We start from the raw sequence: 18,078 nt of genomic DNA, 5'->3' as shown, positions 1-18,078 counted from the left end.
TTATTTATTTTCCATAAAAGGATTTCCGTAAATGGATGAAGTTTTCTGTCGAATTAATCCGAATCATCATGTATCATATGATATAATAATGCTTTGACATAGAGAAAATAAGTGATTTTTTAATAGATGGGAGAGAGACGCTTGAGCGATCAAACCTTAGGGAATAAAGAGCGATTTCAACTCTTGCTCCAGCAGCTGCAATTGGTTGAGGATACGATTGTAGTCCATTTCAACAACGCGCAAATAGAAAGACTTTTAGTTGAAAAGAAAGCAAGGAAATGGCATTTTCAATTTTTATTTGAAAAAATCCTTCCCTACAATGTTTATCTTCGGTTTATGACTCAGTTAGAGAGAACCTTTTCGAATATCGCAACAATTTCATATAATATTCAAGTATCCAATCAAACAATGTCACCAGAATTAATAAAAGAATATTGGAGTTATTGTATTCAGCAAATTGATGGTATTGCACCGCCGCTATTAAAGCTGCTAAATGAACAACACCCCGAGGTGAATGGGAATAAGCTTACTGTCACTGTCCGTAATGATACCGAGGGTCAAGCGATAAAGCGGAAATATGGCGGGACTATCACTGATATTTATCAATCTTTCGGATTTCCTATTTTATCGATTGAGACGGAAATAAATATCGAAGAAAAAAATGAAGAATATCAGCAATTCTTACTTGCCAAGCAAAAGGAAGACCAGGAACGAGGACTTCAAGCATTGGTTGAATTACAAAAGAAAGAGGCTGAAAAGGACCAGTCATCTGGAGATGCTCCACAAGGCCCACTTACGATTGGACTCACCATTAAGGATAATAGTGAATTCCGCAGTCTCATAGATATTGTTGATGAGGAAAGAAGAATAGCGGTTGAAGGCTATATCTTTGATGCCGAGATTCGCGAGCTCCGAAGCGGGCGGTCACTGCTTACCTTCAAAATAACCGACTATACCAGCTCGATTATGGTGAAAATGTTTTCGAGAGATAAAGAAGATGCTGCTCTTTTTCAGCTTGTTAAAAAGGGGATGTGGGTTAAGGTTCGGGGAAGCATTCAAAACGATACCTTCGTTCGTGACCTCGTGATGATTGGAAATGACATAAATGAAATTAAACCTGCTCAGCGGAAGGATACAGCACCGGATGATGAAAAACGTGTGGAACTCCATCTGCATACACCAATGAGTCAAATGGATGCTGTGACACCTGTAAGTGCACTTATTGCCCAAGCAAAAAAATGGGGCCATAAAGCCATTGCCGTGACAGACCACGCCGGTGCCCAATCATTTCCAGAGGCATATGGTGCCGGAAAGAAAAACGACATTAAAATTTTATACGGTGTGGAAGTGAATTTGGTCGATGATGGCGTACCAATCGCTTATAATGACGCAAACCGTTTACTAGCGGAAGATACATTTGTAGTCTTTGACGTTGAAACGACAGGTCTTTCTGCAGTATATGATACGATTATCGAACTTGCGGCCGTTAAGGTGAAAGATGGGGACATCATTGATCGGTTTGAGTCATTTGCTAACCCGCACCACCGTTTATCGGCAACGACCATTAACCTTACCGGGATTACAGATGATATGGTGCAAACTGCCCCGGAAGTTGAAGAAGTCCTCAGAAGATTTTATGACTGGGCGGGGGATGCAATCCTTGTTGCTCATAACGCCTCTTTCGATATGGGCTTCCTAAATGTTGGCTATAAAAAAATTGGACTAGATAAGGCCGCTAACCCGGTTATTGATACACTAGAGCTGGGTCGGTTTCTTTATCCCGAAATGAAAAACCATCGCTTAAACACACTGACTAAGAAGTTTGATATTGACCTAACCCAACATCACCGTGCTATTTATGATGCTGAGGCAACAGGGTATTTACTGTTAAAAATGCTTAAAGACGCGCTTGAAAAAGGGATCCAATACCATGATGAGTTTAACAATAACATGGGAAAAGGGAATGCCTATCAACGTGCTAGACCATTTCATTGCACACTTTTAGCGCAAACTGAGGCTGGATTAAAGAACTTATTTAAACTAGTTTCGATTTCTCATATAGAGTATTTTTACAGAGTGCCGAGAATTCCGAGATCTGTTCTTCAAAAATACAGAGAAGGCATCCTTGTAGGCTCAGGCTGCAGCAAAGGCGAAGTTTTTGAAGGAATGATGCAAAAATCTCCTGAGGAAGTTGAAGCAGCAGCACGATTTTATGATTATATCGAGGTCATGCCGAAAGAAGTTAATGCTCCGTTGATTGAAATGGAATTGGTCCGCGATGAAAAGGCAATGGAAGATATTATTACTAAGATTGTAAACCTTGGCGATAAATTAGGCATTCCTGTCGCCGCATCGGGAAATGTCCATTATTTAAATGAAAATGATAAAATTTATCGGAAAATATTAATTAACTCGCAAGGCGGGGCCAACCCGCTGAACCGCCACAAGCTTCCTGATGTCCACTTTAGGACAACTAATGAGATGCTGGATGCCTTTTCGTTTTTGGGTAAGGAAAAGGCTAAGGAGATTGTCGTCATTAACACGAATAAAATCGCCGATATGATTGATGACATTAAACCAATAAAAGATGATTTATATACACCAAGAATTGAAGGTGCCGATGAAGAAATGCGCGAAATGAGTTATTCAATGGCACGGAAAATTTATGGTGATACACTACCGGAAATTGTTGAAGCACGCCTGGAAAAAGAACTGAAAAGTATCATTGGACATGGTTTTGCCGTTATTTATTTGATTTCTCACAAGCTTGTAAAAAAATCCTTGGATGATGGCTACCTTGTAGGCTCAAGGGGTTCTGTCGGTTCATCCCTTGTTGCCACCATGACAGAAATAACGGAAGTTAATCCATTGCCGCCGCATTATGTTTGCCCTAAATGTAAGCACTCAGAGTTCTTTAATGATGGGTCTGTTGGATCTGGATTTGATTTGCCAGATAAAAACTGCCCCGAGTGCGGTTCCAAATACACGAAAGACGGGCATGATATTCCATTTGAAACATTCCTTGGTTTTAAAGGGGATAAGGTCCCGGATATCGATTTAAATTTCTCGGGTGAGTATCAGCCGCGTGCCCATAACTATACAAAGGTCCTGTTTGGTGAGGATAATGTGTTCCGTGCCGGTACGATTGGAACGGTGGCCGATAAAACAGCATTTGGCTATGTAAAAGCCTATCAAAACGATAATAATCTTACCTTGCGCGGCGCTGAAGTGGACCGGCTTGCTTCTGGCTGTACAGGGGTGAAAAGAACAACGGGGCAGCATCCTGGCGGCATCATCGTTATTCCTGATTATATGGATGTTTATGATTTTTCACCGATTCAATTCCCTGCAGATGATCGAACATCTGAATGGAAGACAACTCATTTTGATTTCCATTCCATCCATGATAACGTGTTAAAGCTTGATATTCTCGGTCACGACGACCCGACGGTTATTAGGATGCTTCAGGACCTGAGCGGGATGGATCCGAAAACAATTCCAACGGATGATCCTGAAGTGATGAAAATCTTCAGCGGTACTGAATCTTTAGGTGTGACAGAACAGCAGATTATGTGTAAAACAGGGACACTTGGGATACCAGAGTTTGGAACGCGATTCGTAAGACAAATGCTTGAGGATACAAAACCAACAACATTTTCAGAACTCGTTCAAATCTCAGGACTCTCACATGGGACAGATGTTTGGCTGGGAAATGCCCAAGAATTAATCCATAATAAAACGTGTAACTTGAGCGAAGTAATCGGCTGTCGGGACGACATCATGGTGTACCTTATTTATCAAGGACTAGAGCCTTCGTTTGCCTTTAAAATTATGGAATCAGTCCGTAAAGGAAAAGGCTTAAGTGAAGAAATGGAAGCGGAAATGAGGAAAAATGAAGTTCCGGAATGGTATATTGATTCTTGTAAAAAGATTAAGTATATGTTCCCAAAGGCGCATGCGGCTGCCTATGTGTTAATGGCAGTACGAATTGCCTATTTTAAAGTTCATCTGCCGCTTCTTTATTACGCCGCCTATTTCACAGTCCGCGCCGAGGATTTTGACATTGAGGCGATGTCGCGCGGGTCAGAAGCCATCCGGGCAAAAATAGAAGAAATAAATGCAAAGGGCTTAGAAGCCTCAAATAAAGAGAAAAACTTATTAACAGTTTTAGAATTGGCCCTTGAGATGACCGAAAGAGGGTTTGTTTTCCAAAATTACGATTTGTACAAATCGGATGCGTCAGATTTCATTATTGAAGGCAATACATTAATTCCCCCCTTTAATTCCATTCCAGGTCTGGGAACAAATGCTGCTTTTAACATTGTGAAGGCAAGGGGAGAAGGAGAATTTTTATCAAAAGAAGACCTGCAGCAGAGAGGAAAGGTATCCAAGACCATTCTTGAATATTTGGACAAACAAGGCTGCCTTAAATCCCTTCCAGAACAAAACCAGCTATCCCTTTTCTAACAAGGCGCTCTGCCTAGGTTATGGTTTGCATAAAAATGTTGGTTATGGTATAGTTTTATTGGAAATACTAAGAAATACTCTCGTGTCTAAGAGTGGGGAAACCCACTCTTTCGTCTTGTTTACTAATATTTGTATTGTGTTACTTGATAAAACTTTCCGTGAACTACATACAATATGGGTGAAATTATCGGAAAAGGAGGTAAAGCATGAGCAAAGTAACGGAAGTTGTAGAAGAGCTTGCTGAACCAATTTTTCAAGAGCTTGGTTTGGAATTAGTGGATGTTGAATATGTGAAAGAAGGAAAAAGTTGGTTTCTTCGGGTATATATTGATAAAGAAAACGGTGTTGATATTGAGGATTGCGGACTTGTCAGTGAGCGGCTCAGCGAAAAACTCGATGAAATCGATCCAATTCCCCATAATTATTTTCTTGAAGTGTCCTCACCAGGAGCAGAGCGCCCATTAAAAAAAGACAAAGATTTTCAAATGGCAATTGGCAAAAATGTGTTTATCAAAACATATGAACCAATTGATGGTGAAAAAAGCTTCGAAGGGACATTGTTGGAATTTAATGGTCAAGTATTGAAGATTGAGGTCAAAATCAAGACCCGGAAGAAATTGATAGAAATTCCATATGAAAAAGTGGCAATGGCACGATTAGCTGTTATTTTTTCTTAAGAAAAATTGAATAGGATTAGGGGGATACAAGCAAATGAGCAGCGAATTATTAGATGCTCTTACAATACTGGAAAGAGAAAAAGGTATTTCCAGAGCGATTTTAATTGAAGCGATTGAGGCAGCACTCGTATCGGCATATCGCCGTAATTTCAATCAAGCTCAGAATGTTCGAATCGATATTAATTTACAAACAGGATCGATGCGAGTTTTTGCGCGAAAAGAGGTTGTCGATCAGGTTTTTGATCCACGTCTGGAAATCTCTTTAGAGGATGCAAGACAAATTAATCCAAACTATCAGGTTGAAGATGTTGTTGAAATAGAGGTTACTCCAAAGGATTTCGGCAGAATCGCAGCCCAAACTGCTAAACAAGTGGTTACACAGCGAGTTAGAGAAGCAGAACGAGGAATCATTTATTCAGAATTTATCGATCGTGAAGAAGATATAATGACTGGTATTGTTCAACGTCTGGATTCTAAATTTATTTATGTCAGCCTTGGTAAAATCGAGGCATTACTTCCTGTAAATGAACAAATGCCAAATGAACGTTATAAGCCCCACGACCGAATCAAGGTGTTTTTAACCAAAGTTGAAAAAACAACCAAAGGCCCGCAAATATTCGTTTCTCGGACACATCCAGGACTTCTGAAACGCTTATTCGAAATTGAGGTCCCAGAGATTTATGACGGAACAGTGGAAATTAAATCTGTTGCCCGTGAAGCCGGGGATCGCTCGAAGATTTCTGTACACTCGGACAATCAAGAAGTAGATCCGGTTGGTTCCTGTGTCGGTCCTAAGGGAGCAAGAGTTCAAGCAGTTGTAAATGAATTAAAGGGTGAAAAAATCGATATCGTTAAGTGGTCTGATGATCCAGTTGTCTTTGTCGCTAATTCACTAAGTCCATCGAAGGTTTTAGATGTTATGGTGAGTGAAAACGAAAAAGCAACGACGGTTGTAGTGCCGGATTATCAGCTTTCCCTGGCAATTGGTAAACGGGGGCAAAATGCCCGGCTTGCCGCGAAATTAACCGGCTGGAAAATTGATATCAAATCAGAAACGGAAGCGCGTGAAATGGGAATATACCCGCGTGAAGAACCAATCAGGCTTTTTGATGACCAGCTTGATACTGATTTCGATTTCGAAGAAGATATAGATTAAGGTTGAGGTGAGACGTGTGAACTCTAGAAAAAAAGTTCCAATGCGCAAATGTGTGGCTACCGGTGAAATGAAACCGAAAAAAGAACTCGTTCGCATCGTTCGCTCTAAAGAAGGAGACGTATCCATCGATTTGACTGGAAAAAAATCCGGTAGAGGTGCATACCTTTCAAAGGACAAAGAAGCTGTCTTACTAGCCAAGAAAAAAAACACCTTGTCTAATCATTTAGAGGTTTCAATTAATGATTCTATCTACGAAGAACTACTTGAGTTAATAGAGAAGGAGAACTGACCATCCACATGAATCAAAAACAATGGATGTCATTGCTTGGCTTGGCCAATCGAGCGCGTAAAATCACAACGGGTGAGGAATTAACCGTCAAGGAAATTAGAAACGGCAAAGCAAAGCTCGTACTATTATCCGCAGATGCATCTGCAAATACGACAAAAAAAATTACAGATAAATGTAATTCCTATGAAGTTCCATTTAAAATGGTTGAGGACCGTCATCTTCTTGGTCAAGCAATTGGCAAGGAAGCCCGCGTTGTTGTAGCTGTTATGGATGATGGATTTGCAAAAAAATTGATAACGTTGCTCGATTAAATCTAGCGGGGGTGAAAATATGAGTAAAATCCGTGTTTATGAATACGCAAAAAAACACAATATTTCAAGTAAAGATATCATTACAAAATTAAAAGAAATGAATATAGAGGTTTCCAATCATATGGCAACAATAGAAGATGCAGACATCAAGAAACTTGATGCCGCCTACAATAAAAAGGCAACCAATTCACCGCAGCAAAAGCCGGTAAATAATACACAGCAAAAGCCGGTAAACAATACGCAGCAAAAGCAGGAAAGCGGACAGCAAAAACGCCCAAGCAATCGCCCTGCCCAGCAGCAAAATCGTCAAAATCAAAGACCGGCACAATCGGGACAAAAGCCGCAAGTGCAGTCGAAAACACCTAAAGCATTTGAGGAAGCTGCAGATAAAAATTCTGCTCCTAGCAAGGTGAAAGTAGTGTCTCCTCCAAAAGCGGCCGAAGGTAAAAAGCAAAACCAAGAATTTCAATCAAAAGAAAATAAAGCCTTCAGTTCGGGAAAAGGAAAGAGCAAACCTTATAATAACAATAATAATCAGAATCGTAATAATCATAATAATAAGAAGAAAAACCATACACCAGTACAGCAAGCAGCACCGCAAAAGAGAAAAGAGAGAGAACTTCCAGCTAAAATTACCTTTAGTGAATCGCTAACGGTAGCAGAGCTAGCGAAAAAAATCTACCGCGAACCATCAGAAATCATCAAAAAGCTCTTCTTGCTTGGTGTGATGGCTACAATTAACCAGGTGTTAGATAAAGATGCAATTGAATTAATCGCTGGGGAATATGGGGTCGAGGTCGAGGAAGAAATTAAAATCGATACAACCGACCTTGAAGTGTATTTTACGGATGACAGTGCGGAAAACTTAATAGAAAGACCTTCTGTCGTTACCATTATGGGGCATGTTGACCACGGTAAAACAACATTGCTTGATTCGATTCGAAACACAAAGGTAACTGAAGGAGAAGCTGGTGGAATAACCCAGCATATCGGCGCGTATCAAGTGGTTGAAAACGGAAAGAAAATCACCTTCCTTGATACACCAGGACACGCTGCGTTTACAACCATGCGTCAACGTGGTGCTAAAATTACCGATATTACCATTCTTGTTGTAGCTGCAGATGACGGTGTAATGCCGCAAACTGTAGAAGCCATTAACCATGCAAAAGCAGCTGAGGTTCCAATTATTGTTGCTGTTAATAAAATGGATAAAGAGGCCGCAAATGCTGATCGTGTTATGCAGGAACTTACTGAACATGGTTTAGTATCTGAAGCATGGGGTGGGGATACTATTTTTGTCCCGCTATCTGCAAAAAATGGCGAAGGAATAGATAATCTTTTAGAAATGATTCTTCTTGTCGGTGAAGTAGAAGAATATAAAGCAAATCCAAATAGAAAAGCTGTTGGAACCGTAATTGAAGCCCAATTGGATAAGGGCCGCGGTTCGGTTGCCACCTTGCTCGTACAAAACGGAACGCTAAAAATTGGTGATCCGATTGTTGTTGGTCATACACATGGCCGTGTTCGTGCGATGGTGAATGATAAAGGCCGCCGTGTCAAAGAAGCAGGCCCATCAACACCAGTTGAAATTACTGGATTAAGTGATGTGCCACAGGCTGGAGACCGCTTCGTTGTGTTTGACGACGAAAAGACAGCTCGACAAGTTGGGGAAGCGCGCTCCCATCAGGCATTGGTTGCCCATCGCGGGGAAAAATCGATTGTAAGCTTAGAAACGCTGTTTGAACAATTGAAGCAAGGTGAAATGAAGGACTTAAACATCATCCTTAAAGCAGATGTTCAAGGTTCTGCAGAAGCCGTAGCTGCTTCATTGCAAAAAATCGACGTTCAAGGTGTCAACATCAAAATTATCCACAGTGGTGCAGGTGCGATTAATGAGTCGGATATTAGTCTTGCGGCGGCTTCAAATGCCATCGTTATCGGCTTTAATGTTCGCCCAGATGTAAACGCGAAACGTGCTGCAGATGCTGAGAAAGTGGATGTCCGTCTGCACAGGATCATTTATAAAGTTATCGAAGAGATTGAAGCGGCAATGAAGGGGATGCTTGACCCTGAATTCCAAGAAAAAATCATCGGTCAAGCTGAGGTTCGCCAGACATTCAAGGTTTCGAAGGTTGGTACGATTGCTGGCTCGTATGTGACGGATGGTAAAATTACCCGTGACAGCGGCATTCGCTTAATTCGTAACGGAGTTGTCATCTTTGAAGGACAAATCGATGCCCTAAAACGTTTCAAAGACGATGCAAAAGAAGTCGCACAAGGCTATGAATGTGGTATCACCATTAAAAACTTTAATGATGTTAAAGAAGGAGACATCATTGAAGCATACGTAATGGAAGAAATTGAACGTAAATGATCATCGGCGCTGCCGTTTGTGAATGTATCATTTACGATGCCCATTCGTTAAAAGAGAAACGAGCCGTTTTGCAGCGAATCCTTACACGATTGAAGCAAAAGTTTAACGTATCCGTGTCTGAAGTTGACTATCAGGATGTATGGCAGCGAACAAAGATTGCGATCGCAGCAGTCACTTCCTCAAGAATTTCGACAGAGCAGGAGCTGCAAAATGCGTTGAAATTTATCGACTCGTTTCCGGAAATAGAAAGAACGATCACCGAGATGGATTGGCTTTAAGTTAAGAGGTGAATGTGATGAGCCACAGAGCAAATCGTGTTGGAGAACAAATGAAAAAAGAACTAGGTGACATCATCAGTCGCAAAATCAAAGATCCACGGATTGGATTTGTGACGGTTACCGATGTTGAAGTAACTGGAGATTTACAACAAGCTAAGGTCTATATTTCTGTATTAGGTGATGAAGAGCAACGGGAAAATACTTTAAAAGGTCTGGCCAAGGCAAAAGGTTTTATCCGGACAGAAATTGGTCAGCGTATTCGCCTTCGTAAAACACCTGAAATCATCTTTGAATGGGATGAATCAATCGATTATGGCAATCGGATTGAGACGCTGCTCCATCAACTGCATACAGATGATAAACCAATTGATAAGAATGAAGAAGAGTAACATTTTAACGGAAAAATGGATAGACACTGGTCTATCCATTTTTTTGAATATTTTAGTGAGGAGAGTTAATCTTGGAAGGGATTTTACCATTATTTAAGCCTGCTGGGTTAACATCACATGATTGTGTCTTTAAGTTAAGAAAGATTTTAAGAACAAAAAAAGTAGGTCATACCGGCACACTTGACCCTGATGTGACCGGTGTTCTTCCAATTTGTATTGGGAAAGCAACCAAGGTTGCCGAGTACATAACCGATGCTGGCAAGGCATATGAAGGGGAAGTGACAATTGGTTTTTCGACAACAACAGAGGATGCATCTGGCGAAATGGTTGAGAAAAAAATGGTTAATCGGACCATTCCTCTTGAAGAAATTCAGCAGGTTCTGAATTCATTAACGGGTGAAATTGAACAAACACCCCCTATGTTTTCAGCGGTAAAAGTCGGAGGAGTCCGCCTGTATGAATATGCACGGAAAGGAATTGAAGTGGAACGCCCTACAAGAAGAGTGAAGATTTATTCCATAGAATTACTTGACGAGCGAACTGAATATTCTGGTGAAACGATTAGTTTCCGATTCAGAGTCAGCTGCAGTAAGGGTACCTATATCCGCACCTTGGCGGTCATGATTGGTGAGCGTCTAGGGTATCCAGCACATATGTCGCACCTGACAAGAATTCAATCCGCATCCTATTCGTTGAATGATTGCCTCACATTTGAAGAGGTTGAAAAAATGATGGCTGATGGGACTATTTCAACCGTTTTAAGACCTTTGGAAACAGCACTTTCTCATTTGCCGAAATTACTGATTAATGATAAAGTAGCAGAGAAAGTGAAAAATGGTGCACTATTGCCAATACCAGAACAGTTAAACACTAGTAACGGACCTATTATTGCAGAAACTAAAGACGGCCTGGCATTGGCGATATATGCAAAACATCCCAACAAGCTAGGTTTACTTAAACCAGTTAAGGTATTAAGAAACGAGATAGAATAAAAGGTTACCGCAAAAGAAAAGGTGAGTTTCATTTGGAAATAATAAGACTTAATTTTCCATCTAACATAAGTAACGAATTTCCGCCATTAGTAATGGCTCTTGGCTATTTTGATGGAGTTCATCGCGGTCACAGGCAGGTAATCCTCGAAGCCAAACGGCTAGCGGAAAAAGCGGGATTTCACAGTGCTGTCATGACATTTGACCCTCATCCATCAGTTGTGTTAGGAAAAGGCAGGAAACATGTACAGTATATAACTCCGTTAGAGGAAAAGATTAACATTATCGACAGCTTAGGTATTGATTATCTATTTATTGTCCATTTCACCGCAGATTTTGCCAATCTGCTACCGCAGGAGTTTATTGATCAATTTATCATTGCCCTTAATGTTCACCATGTTGTCGCCGGATTTGATTTTACGTATGGACGAATGGGTAAAGGAACAATGGAAACCTTGCCATTTCATTCAAGAGATCAATTTTCTCACACAGTAGTAGCAAAATTTGCGCACAATAACGAAAAGGTTAGTTCGACGAGAATTCGCAATCTCTTAAAAGAAGGAAAAACAGTGGAGCTTCCACCGCTTCTTGGTAAGTTTTATACGACGGCAGGCACGGTCATTCATGGAGATAAACGGGGCCGGACAATTGGTTTTCCAACGGCAAACATCGGCTTAAATGAGGCATATATTGTTCCGCCTACCGGTGTTTATGCAGTAAGAATGAAAGTGGATAATGAATGGCATGAGGGTGTTTGCAATGTTGGATACAAACCAACATTTAATAAGGAAGCGGTAAAGCTATCAGTTGAAGTACATCTGTTTGACTTTAACCGGGAAATTTATGGATATGAAGTTGTTATTGAATGGCATTTATATTTACGGAAAGAACAAAAATTTTCAGGGATTGAAGAACTGGTAACTCAAATAGAAAAAGATAAACAAAATGTTTTAGATTACTTTGACCGAAATCGACAACCGTTCTAATTTTGCTTAGGTAATGAAGTATTTCTTACAAGATAATGAGGTTTTTACTTGCTTTTTGACGTAAAACAATGTATTCTTAACTACGTATTAAAAACAACCTTTGCTTGGCAAGTCGAGTCACCGACGCTTGCTCGGTAACTGGGGATAGAAAAACTAGGAGGTGAATCCGGATGGCAATCACTCAAGAACGTAAAAATGAACTTATCAATGAGTACAAAACTCATGAGAGCGACACTGGATCTGCAGAAGTTCAAATCGCTGTCCTTACTGAATCAATTAACAATTTGAACGATCACTTACGTACACACAAGAAAGATCACCACTCACGCCGCGGCCTTTTGAAAATGGTTGGTAAACGTCGTAATCTGTTGACTTTCCTACGTAATAAAGACGTTCAACGTTACCGTGTGTTAATTAATAAGCTTGGTCTACGTCGTTAGTCTACAGAAGCGGGAATTTTCCCGCTTTTTTATTAGGTTAAAATTTTTAATACATATTTTAAGTCAGAGCAATTATGTGCATACTATAAGTAATTTGAATTTATACAATGAGCCTTCATGGCTTTTTTAATATAAGCTATCTTTAGTAAGATGAGTACAGCGGGATAGTCATATTTCGCATCATCCTCCTAAGTGATTTGGATGGAGAGGGGTAAAATTATGGAACAAACGAAACATGAATATTCGATGGATTGGGCGGGGCGCAAGTTAACCGTCGAAATCGGTCAATTGGCAAAGCAGGCAAACGGTGCAGTATTGATCCGCTATGGTGATACGGCCGTATTAAGTACCGCAACAGCTTCCAAAGAACCTAAAAACTTGGATTTCTTCCCATTAACAGTTAACTATGAAGAACGGTTGTATGCTGTTGGTAAGATTCCGGGAGGGTTTATTAAACGAGAAGGCCGCCCAAGCGAAAAGGCTATTTTAGCCAGCCGCCTTATCGATCGTCCTATCCGCCCGCTTTTTGCCGATGGATTTCGTAATGATGTTCAAGTAATTAGCATTGTTATGAGTGTGGATCAGGATTGTTCGACTGAAATGGCTGCAATGTTCGGGTCATCGTTGGCGCTAAGTTCTTCAGATATTCCGTTTGAGGGACCTATTGCTGGTGTTATTGTCGGACGTATTAATGGAGAATTTGTCGTTAACCCAACAGTTGAACAGGCAGAACAGAGTGACATTCACTTAACAGTTGCTGGTACAAAAGATGCGATTAACATGGTTGAAGCAGGGGCATTAGAGGTTCCCGAGGAAATCATGCTTGAAGCAATTATGTTTGGTCACAATGAAATTAAACGATTAATTGAATTCCAAGAAAAAATTGTTGCCGAAGTTGGCAAAGAAAAAAGACAGATTTCATTGTATGAATTAGATGCAGAACTTGAAGCTGAAGTAAGAGGTATGTGCGAATCAGAAATGATCAGTGCTATTCAAGTTCAAGAAAAGCATGCCCGTGAAGATGCCATTAAAGAAGTTAAAAACCAAGTTTTGGCTAAGTATGAAGAACAAGAAGCAACAGCTGAAGATTTGAAACAAGTCAAACAAATTTTGGACAAGATGGTTAAAGGTGAAGTCCGCCGCTTAATAACGGTGGAAAAAATCCGTCCAGATGGCCGTAAAATTGATGAAATCCGACCATTATCGTCGCAAGTAAGTATATTACCTCGTACCCATGGGTCAGGATTATTTACGCGTGGACAAACACAGGCTTTAAGTATTTGTACACTTGGAGCAATGGGTGATGTACAGATTCTTGATGGTTTAGGAATTGAAGAAGAGAAACGCTTTATGCATCATTACAACTTCCCTCAATTCAGTGTAGGGGAAACAGGTCCAATCCGCGGACCGGGCCGTCGCGAAATTGGCCATGGTGCCTTGGGTGAACGTGCCCTTGAACCAATTATTCCATCTGAAAAGGATTTTCCATATACGATCCGCCTTGTTTCTGAGGTTCTAGAATCCAATGGTTCCACTTCTCAGGCAAGTATTTGTGCAAGTACATTGGCAATGATGGATGCAGGTGTGCCAATTAAAGCACCTGTCGCTGGTATTGCCATGGGTCTTGTGAAATCTGGCGAGCACTATACGGTATTATCTGATATTCAAGGGATGGAAGACCATCTCGGAGATATGGATTTTAAAGTTGCAGGAACTGCTAAAGGTGTTACAGCACTGCAAATGGATATAAAAATCGAAGGTCTTTCCCGCGATATTTTAGAAGAAGCCCTGCAGCAAGCTAAAGTGGGAAGAATGCATATTTTAGATTCAATGCTTGCTACAATTACGGAACCAAGATCAGAGCTTTCTCAGTTCGCACCGAAAATCTTAACTATGACAATCAACCCTGATAAAATCCGTGATGTCATTGGACCGAGCGGAAAACAAATCAATAAGATTATCGAAGAAACCGGCGTTAAGATTGATATCGAGCAAGATGGTACTGTTTTTATTGCCTCGACAAACCAAGAGATGAATCAAAAAGCGAAGAAAATCATTGAAGATATTGTTCGTGAAGTTCAAGTTGGAGAAATGTATCTTGGCAAGGTAAAGCGGATTGAAAAATTTGGTGCCTTTGTTGAAATTTTTGCCGGAAAAGACGGACTCGTCCATATTTCGGAACTTGCGGAAGAGCGGGTAGGGAAAGTGGAAGATGTTGTTAAAATTGGTGATCAATTCTTAGTTAAAGTAACTGAAATTGATAAACAAGGCCGTGTGAACCTATCAAGGAAAGCGGTTTTGAAGGAACAGCGCGAAAAGGCTGAAGAAAAGCAGTAATCACTAGGAAAGCAAAACGCCCTGTTCAGCGGCGTATGGCCTGGAGCTGGACAATTCTCAACACACAGGCTTTTGAAGGCCGGAAAAAAACAAGTAAGTCAGGGCACACACCCTGACTTTTTTCATGTTGGCTGTGTTAAAGAACATTGTTGATTTTGAGCACAATGTTGATTGGAGTGGAAGGCACGAGACTCCTGCGGGAGCAGCGGGACAGGTGAGACCCCGCAGGCGCTTTAGCGCCGAGGAGGCTCACCGCCCGCCCCGCGAACCGCTCGCGCCTGGAACGGAAATCAACATTCACTTTTAACACAGCCTTTATGTTAAAGCGTCCTCAACCGCTGCGGTTTTTCTGTTCTACCTTGTCCCTTCGATACATAAAGTGTATGGAAGGGGGAAAGGTAGATGAAAAAGGCTTGGATTCTTTTAGTAATAGGTTTGGCTGCATGGATATTAGTTAACAATCCAATGGTGAACAAGTATGTTGCTTCAATAAAGCAATCAGAAGTCCCGACAGTAAAGCAGTCAGATTCTCTATATCAAAGTATCGTTAAACATGCTTCTACATACGAAATACCACCTTCTGATGCGAAAATTGATAGGGTTTGGAAGGCCATTCCCGGATATAACGGACTCAAAGTTGATCTTGCAGCTTCTTATAAAAATATGAAGAGTAAAGGCGTTTTTGACGAAAAGAAACTGGTATTTACCCAAACAAAACCACAAGTGCATCTGCGCGATTTGCCACCTTCCCCAATTTATAAAGGCCATCCTGAGAAACCTATGGTATCCTTCATTATTAATGTTGCATGGGGAAATGAATATTTATCAGAAATGCTTGCAACCCTAAAGAGGCATCATGTAACCGCTAGTTTTTTTCTAGAGGGGAATTGGGTTAAACAAAATCCAGAGCTTGCAAAAATGATTGTGAGTGCTGGACATGAGGTAGGAAATCATTCATATTCACATCCGGATATGAAGCGGTTGACAGCTCCATTGGCTCGGGAGCAAATAACGAAAACGAATGAAATCATTGAAGCAGCGACTGGTGCGAAATGTGTTTGGTTTGCTCCGCCAAGCGGCAGCTATCGGGATGAGACGATTAAAGTAGCTGATGAACTAAATATGTTAACTGTAATGTGGACAGTGGATACAGTGGACTGGAAAAAGCCATCTCCCGAAGTCCTGATTAATCGCGTGATGTCAAAAATTGATAACGGGTCCATGGTGCTGATGCATCCCACAGAATCAACAGCAAAATCACTCGATCAATTAATTACATTAATCGAGCAAAAGAATTTAAAGATTGGTACCGTCTCAGAATTAATGAACGAGGAAAGAATCATAAAATAATTTAAGCAAGAAATCTCTTAAAATTGGAGAAAATAACTTCTAGAAAGTATAATAAATAATTGGAGTAGTAGCATCTGCTGTGTATAGACAGGAGGAAGTCGATGATTAATAAATATACTTGCCAAAATGGAGTAAGAATTGTATTAGAAAATATTCCTACCGTACGATCCGTTGCCATTGGTGTATGGATTGGAACTGGTTCTAGAGATGAGAATCCACAAAACAATGGGATTTCCCACTTCCTAGAGCATATGTTTTTTAAAGGAACGACCACGCGTTCTGCAAAGGACATTGCTGAATCCTTTGATAGCATTGGCGGTCAGGTGAATGCCTTTACCTCAAAGGAATATACATGCTATTATGCCAAGGTTCTTGATACACATTCTCAATTTGCCTTAGATGTGTTAGCAGATATGTTTTTTAATTCCACTTTTGTTGAGGAGGAATTAAAAAAGGAGAAAAACGTTGTTTTAGAAGAAATAAAAATGTATGAAGATACACCGGATGATATCGTCCATGATTTACTAAGCAGAGCCGTATTTGAAAATCATCCGCTTGGATATCCGATTCTTGGGACGGAAGAAACACTTAACACATTTACTGGTGACACACTAAGAGAATATATCCATGAAAGATACACTCCTGAAAATGTGGTTATTTCCATCGCTGGTAATATCTCTGATGCATTTATTCAGGAAGTTGAAAAATATTTTGGGAGCTATCAGGGCGGCTCAAAGGAAATCGTTGAAAATGTTCCCGTTTTTCATTCCAATCGAATTTCAAGGAAAAAGGAAACGGAGCAAGCTCATTTATGTATTGGCTTTGAAGGTCTAAAGGTTGGACATGAGGACATCTATAGTTTAATTACGCTTAATAATATTTTGGGCGGCAGTATGAGCTCGAGACTATTCCAAGAGGTCCGCGAGCAAAGGGGCTTAGCTTATTCCGTGTTCTCTTATCATTCTGCCTATCAGGATAGTGGGATTGTCACTGTCTATGGTGGAACTGGTGCGAAACAGCTGGATGTTTTATTCGATACAATTCAAGAGACACTTGAAAAATTAAAGCAAAATGGGATTACCGAAAAAGAATTAAAGAATAGTAAAGAACAGCTTAAAGGCAGCTTGATGTTAAGTTTAGAAAGCACAAATAGCCGAATGAGCCGTAATGGCAAAAACGAACTTCTATTACGACGCCATCGTTCCCTTGATGAAATTATTGAACAGATTGATTTCGTTTCGAAGAAAAGTGTGGACGACATGGCAAGAGCCGTTTTTACCGACAAATATTCTGTGACCTTGATTAGTCCAGATGGAGAATTTCCCAATAAACTATCGTAAATAAGAAAACAGTTCGCATTCCGAACTGTCGGATTGTCGAGAAAGGGTATTTTTCTCGGCAATTTTTTATTTTGTCAGAATTTAAATACCAATTTTATTGATTGTCCCTGCAAATGGGCCTGTTGATTTCCGCTCCTGGCACTCGCTTTCCGCGGGGAGGTCCTGGAGCCTCCTCGACGCCTATGGCGCCTGCGGGGTCTCCAGTGACCTCTATTTCCCGCAGGAGTCGAGTGCCCTCCGCTCCAATCAACAGGGAGGCAAATCAATCTAAAGTATTACAACACACCTTTTCTAACCTTACTAAATGTGTTGCATGGCTTTATTTAATTCCTCAAAATATTCGCGAGTCTCTACCTCCACTTCTTCTTTTGTAAACTTATTTTTATTAGGGTTTGTCTTTAAATGAGTTGAATCCATAAATAAAACACGTCCTCCAACCATTTTGCGATTCATTGCTTGGAGAACAATTTCATCAAAGATTTCCTCTCTAATTTTTATAATTTATTGGTTGAGTCGAAATCTTTATTTATACCACACTGTTGATTGGAGCGGAAGGCGGCGAAGACTCCTGCGGGAGTACGGGGCAGGGGAGACCCCGCAGGCGCGGAACGCGCCGAGGAGGCTCCCCGGCACGCCCGCGGAAAGCGAAGCCGCCTGGAGCGGAAATCAACAGACCCTTTGAAAAGACTGTATAC

At 40.7% G+C, this 18,078-nt stretch carries 14 protein-coding genes and 1 pseudogene; 14 read left to right on the top strand and 1 reads right to left on the bottom strand.

Features of this window, described 5'->3' with window-relative positions; translation table 11 throughout:
- Positions 1–126 precede the first annotated feature (126 nt).
- The 14 genes from ACFVSW_RS22495 to ACFVSW_RS22430 all read left to right on the top strand — a co-directional run bounded on the left by ACFVSW_RS22495 (position 127) and on the right by ACFVSW_RS22430 (position 17,383).
- Complete coding sequence (locus ACFVSW_RS22495) at positions 127–4,467, top strand: PolC-type DNA polymerase III (protein WP_387318846.1); 4,341 nt, start codon at positions 127–129, stop codon at positions 4,465–4,467.
- A 206-nt stretch (positions 4,468–4,673) separates the two neighbouring features.
- The gene (rimP, locus tag ACFVSW_RS22490) at positions 4,674–5,144 is read left to right on the top strand and encodes a ribosome maturation factor RimP (protein WP_387318845.1); all 471 of its coding nucleotides are present in this window, start codon (positions 4,674–4,676) and stop codon (positions 5,142–5,144) included.
- A 34-nt stretch (positions 5,145–5,178) separates the two neighbouring features.
- On the top strand, positions 5,179–6,300 hold the full coding sequence (gene nusA / locus ACFVSW_RS22485) for a transcription termination factor NusA (protein WP_387318844.1): 1,122 nt from the start codon (positions 5,179–5,181) through the stop codon (positions 6,298–6,300).
- 16 nt (positions 6,301–6,316) lie between these two features.
- On the top strand, positions 6,317–6,589 hold the full coding sequence (gene rnpM, locus ACFVSW_RS22480) for an RNase P modulator RnpM (protein WP_024026806.1): 273 nt from the start codon (positions 6,317–6,319) through the stop codon (positions 6,587–6,589).
- An 8-nt stretch (positions 6,590–6,597) separates the two neighbouring features.
- Positions 6,598–6,900: a YlxQ family RNA-binding protein gene (locus ACFVSW_RS22475; RefSeq protein ID WP_387318843.1), complete on the top strand. Its 303-nt coding sequence runs from the start codon at positions 6,598–6,600 to the stop codon at positions 6,898–6,900.
- Between the two features lie 19 nt (positions 6,901–6,919).
- Entirely contained in the window at positions 6,920–9,274 is a 2,355-nt protein-coding gene (gene infB, locus ACFVSW_RS22470; RefSeq protein WP_387318842.1) for a translation initiation factor IF-2, read from the top strand.
- On the top strand, positions 9,271–9,552 hold the full coding sequence (locus ACFVSW_RS22465) for a DUF503 domain-containing protein (RefSeq protein WP_387318841.1): 282 nt from the start codon (positions 9,271–9,273) through the stop codon (positions 9,550–9,552). Before infB ends, ACFVSW_RS22465 begins: the two co-directional genes overlap by 4 nt.
- A 17-nt stretch (positions 9,553–9,569) precedes the next feature.
- Positions 9,570–9,941 carry a 30S ribosome-binding factor RbfA gene (rbfA, locus tag ACFVSW_RS22460; RefSeq protein ID WP_387318840.1) on the top strand — a complete coding sequence of 124 codons (372 nt, stop codon included), beginning with the start codon at positions 9,570–9,572 and terminating at the stop codon, positions 9,939–9,941.
- 71 nt (positions 9,942–10,012) lie between these two features.
- Positions 10,013–10,933 carry a tRNA pseudouridine(55) synthase TruB gene (truB, locus tag ACFVSW_RS22455; protein ID WP_387318839.1) on the top strand — a complete coding sequence of 307 codons (921 nt, stop codon included), beginning with the start codon at positions 10,013–10,015 and terminating at the stop codon, positions 10,931–10,933.
- Between the two features lie 32 nt (positions 10,934–10,965).
- The gene (ribF, locus tag ACFVSW_RS22450) at positions 10,966–11,916 is read left to right on the top strand and encodes a bifunctional riboflavin kinase/FAD synthetase (protein ID WP_387318838.1); all 951 of its coding nucleotides are present in this window, start codon (positions 10,966–10,968) and stop codon (positions 11,914–11,916) included.
- A 170-nt stretch (positions 11,917–12,086) separates the two neighbouring features.
- The gene (gene rpsO, locus ACFVSW_RS22445; RefSeq protein WP_387318837.1) at positions 12,087–12,356 is read left to right on the top strand and encodes a 30S ribosomal protein S15; all 270 of its coding nucleotides are present in this window, start codon (positions 12,087–12,089) and stop codon (positions 12,354–12,356) included.
- 219 nt (positions 12,357–12,575) lie between these two features.
- Entirely contained in the window at positions 12,576–14,693 is a 2,118-nt protein-coding gene (gene pnp / locus ACFVSW_RS22440; protein WP_387318836.1) for a polyribonucleotide nucleotidyltransferase, read from the top strand.
- A 402-nt stretch (positions 14,694–15,095) separates the two neighbouring features.
- On the top strand, positions 15,096–16,043 hold the full coding sequence (locus ACFVSW_RS22435) for a polysaccharide deacetylase family protein (protein ID WP_387318835.1): 948 nt from the start codon (positions 15,096–15,098) through the stop codon (positions 16,041–16,043).
- A gap of 101 nt (positions 16,044–16,144) precedes the next feature.
- The gene (locus tag ACFVSW_RS22430) at positions 16,145–17,383 is read left to right on the top strand and encodes a M16 family metallopeptidase (RefSeq protein ID WP_387318834.1); all 1,239 of its coding nucleotides are present in this window, start codon (positions 16,145–16,147) and stop codon (positions 17,381–17,383) included.
- A 309-nt stretch (positions 17,384–17,692) separates the two neighbouring features.
- On the opposite strand, the pseudogene ACFVSW_RS22425 reads toward ACFVSW_RS22430, so the two are convergent.
- Positions 17,693–17,878, bottom strand: a pseudogene (locus ACFVSW_RS22425) (IS5/IS1182 family transposase); the annotation flags it as partial.
- Positions 17,879–18,078: the final 200 nt, after the last annotated feature.

The sequence above is a fragment of the Neobacillus sp. NPDC058068 genome (assembly GCF_042885335.1).
Classification (GTDB): Bacteria; Bacillota; Bacilli; order Bacillales; family Cytobacillaceae; genus Neobacillus.
Note: the sequence above shows the minus strand (reverse complement) of the source record. Positions and strands in the feature narration are given on the sequence as shown.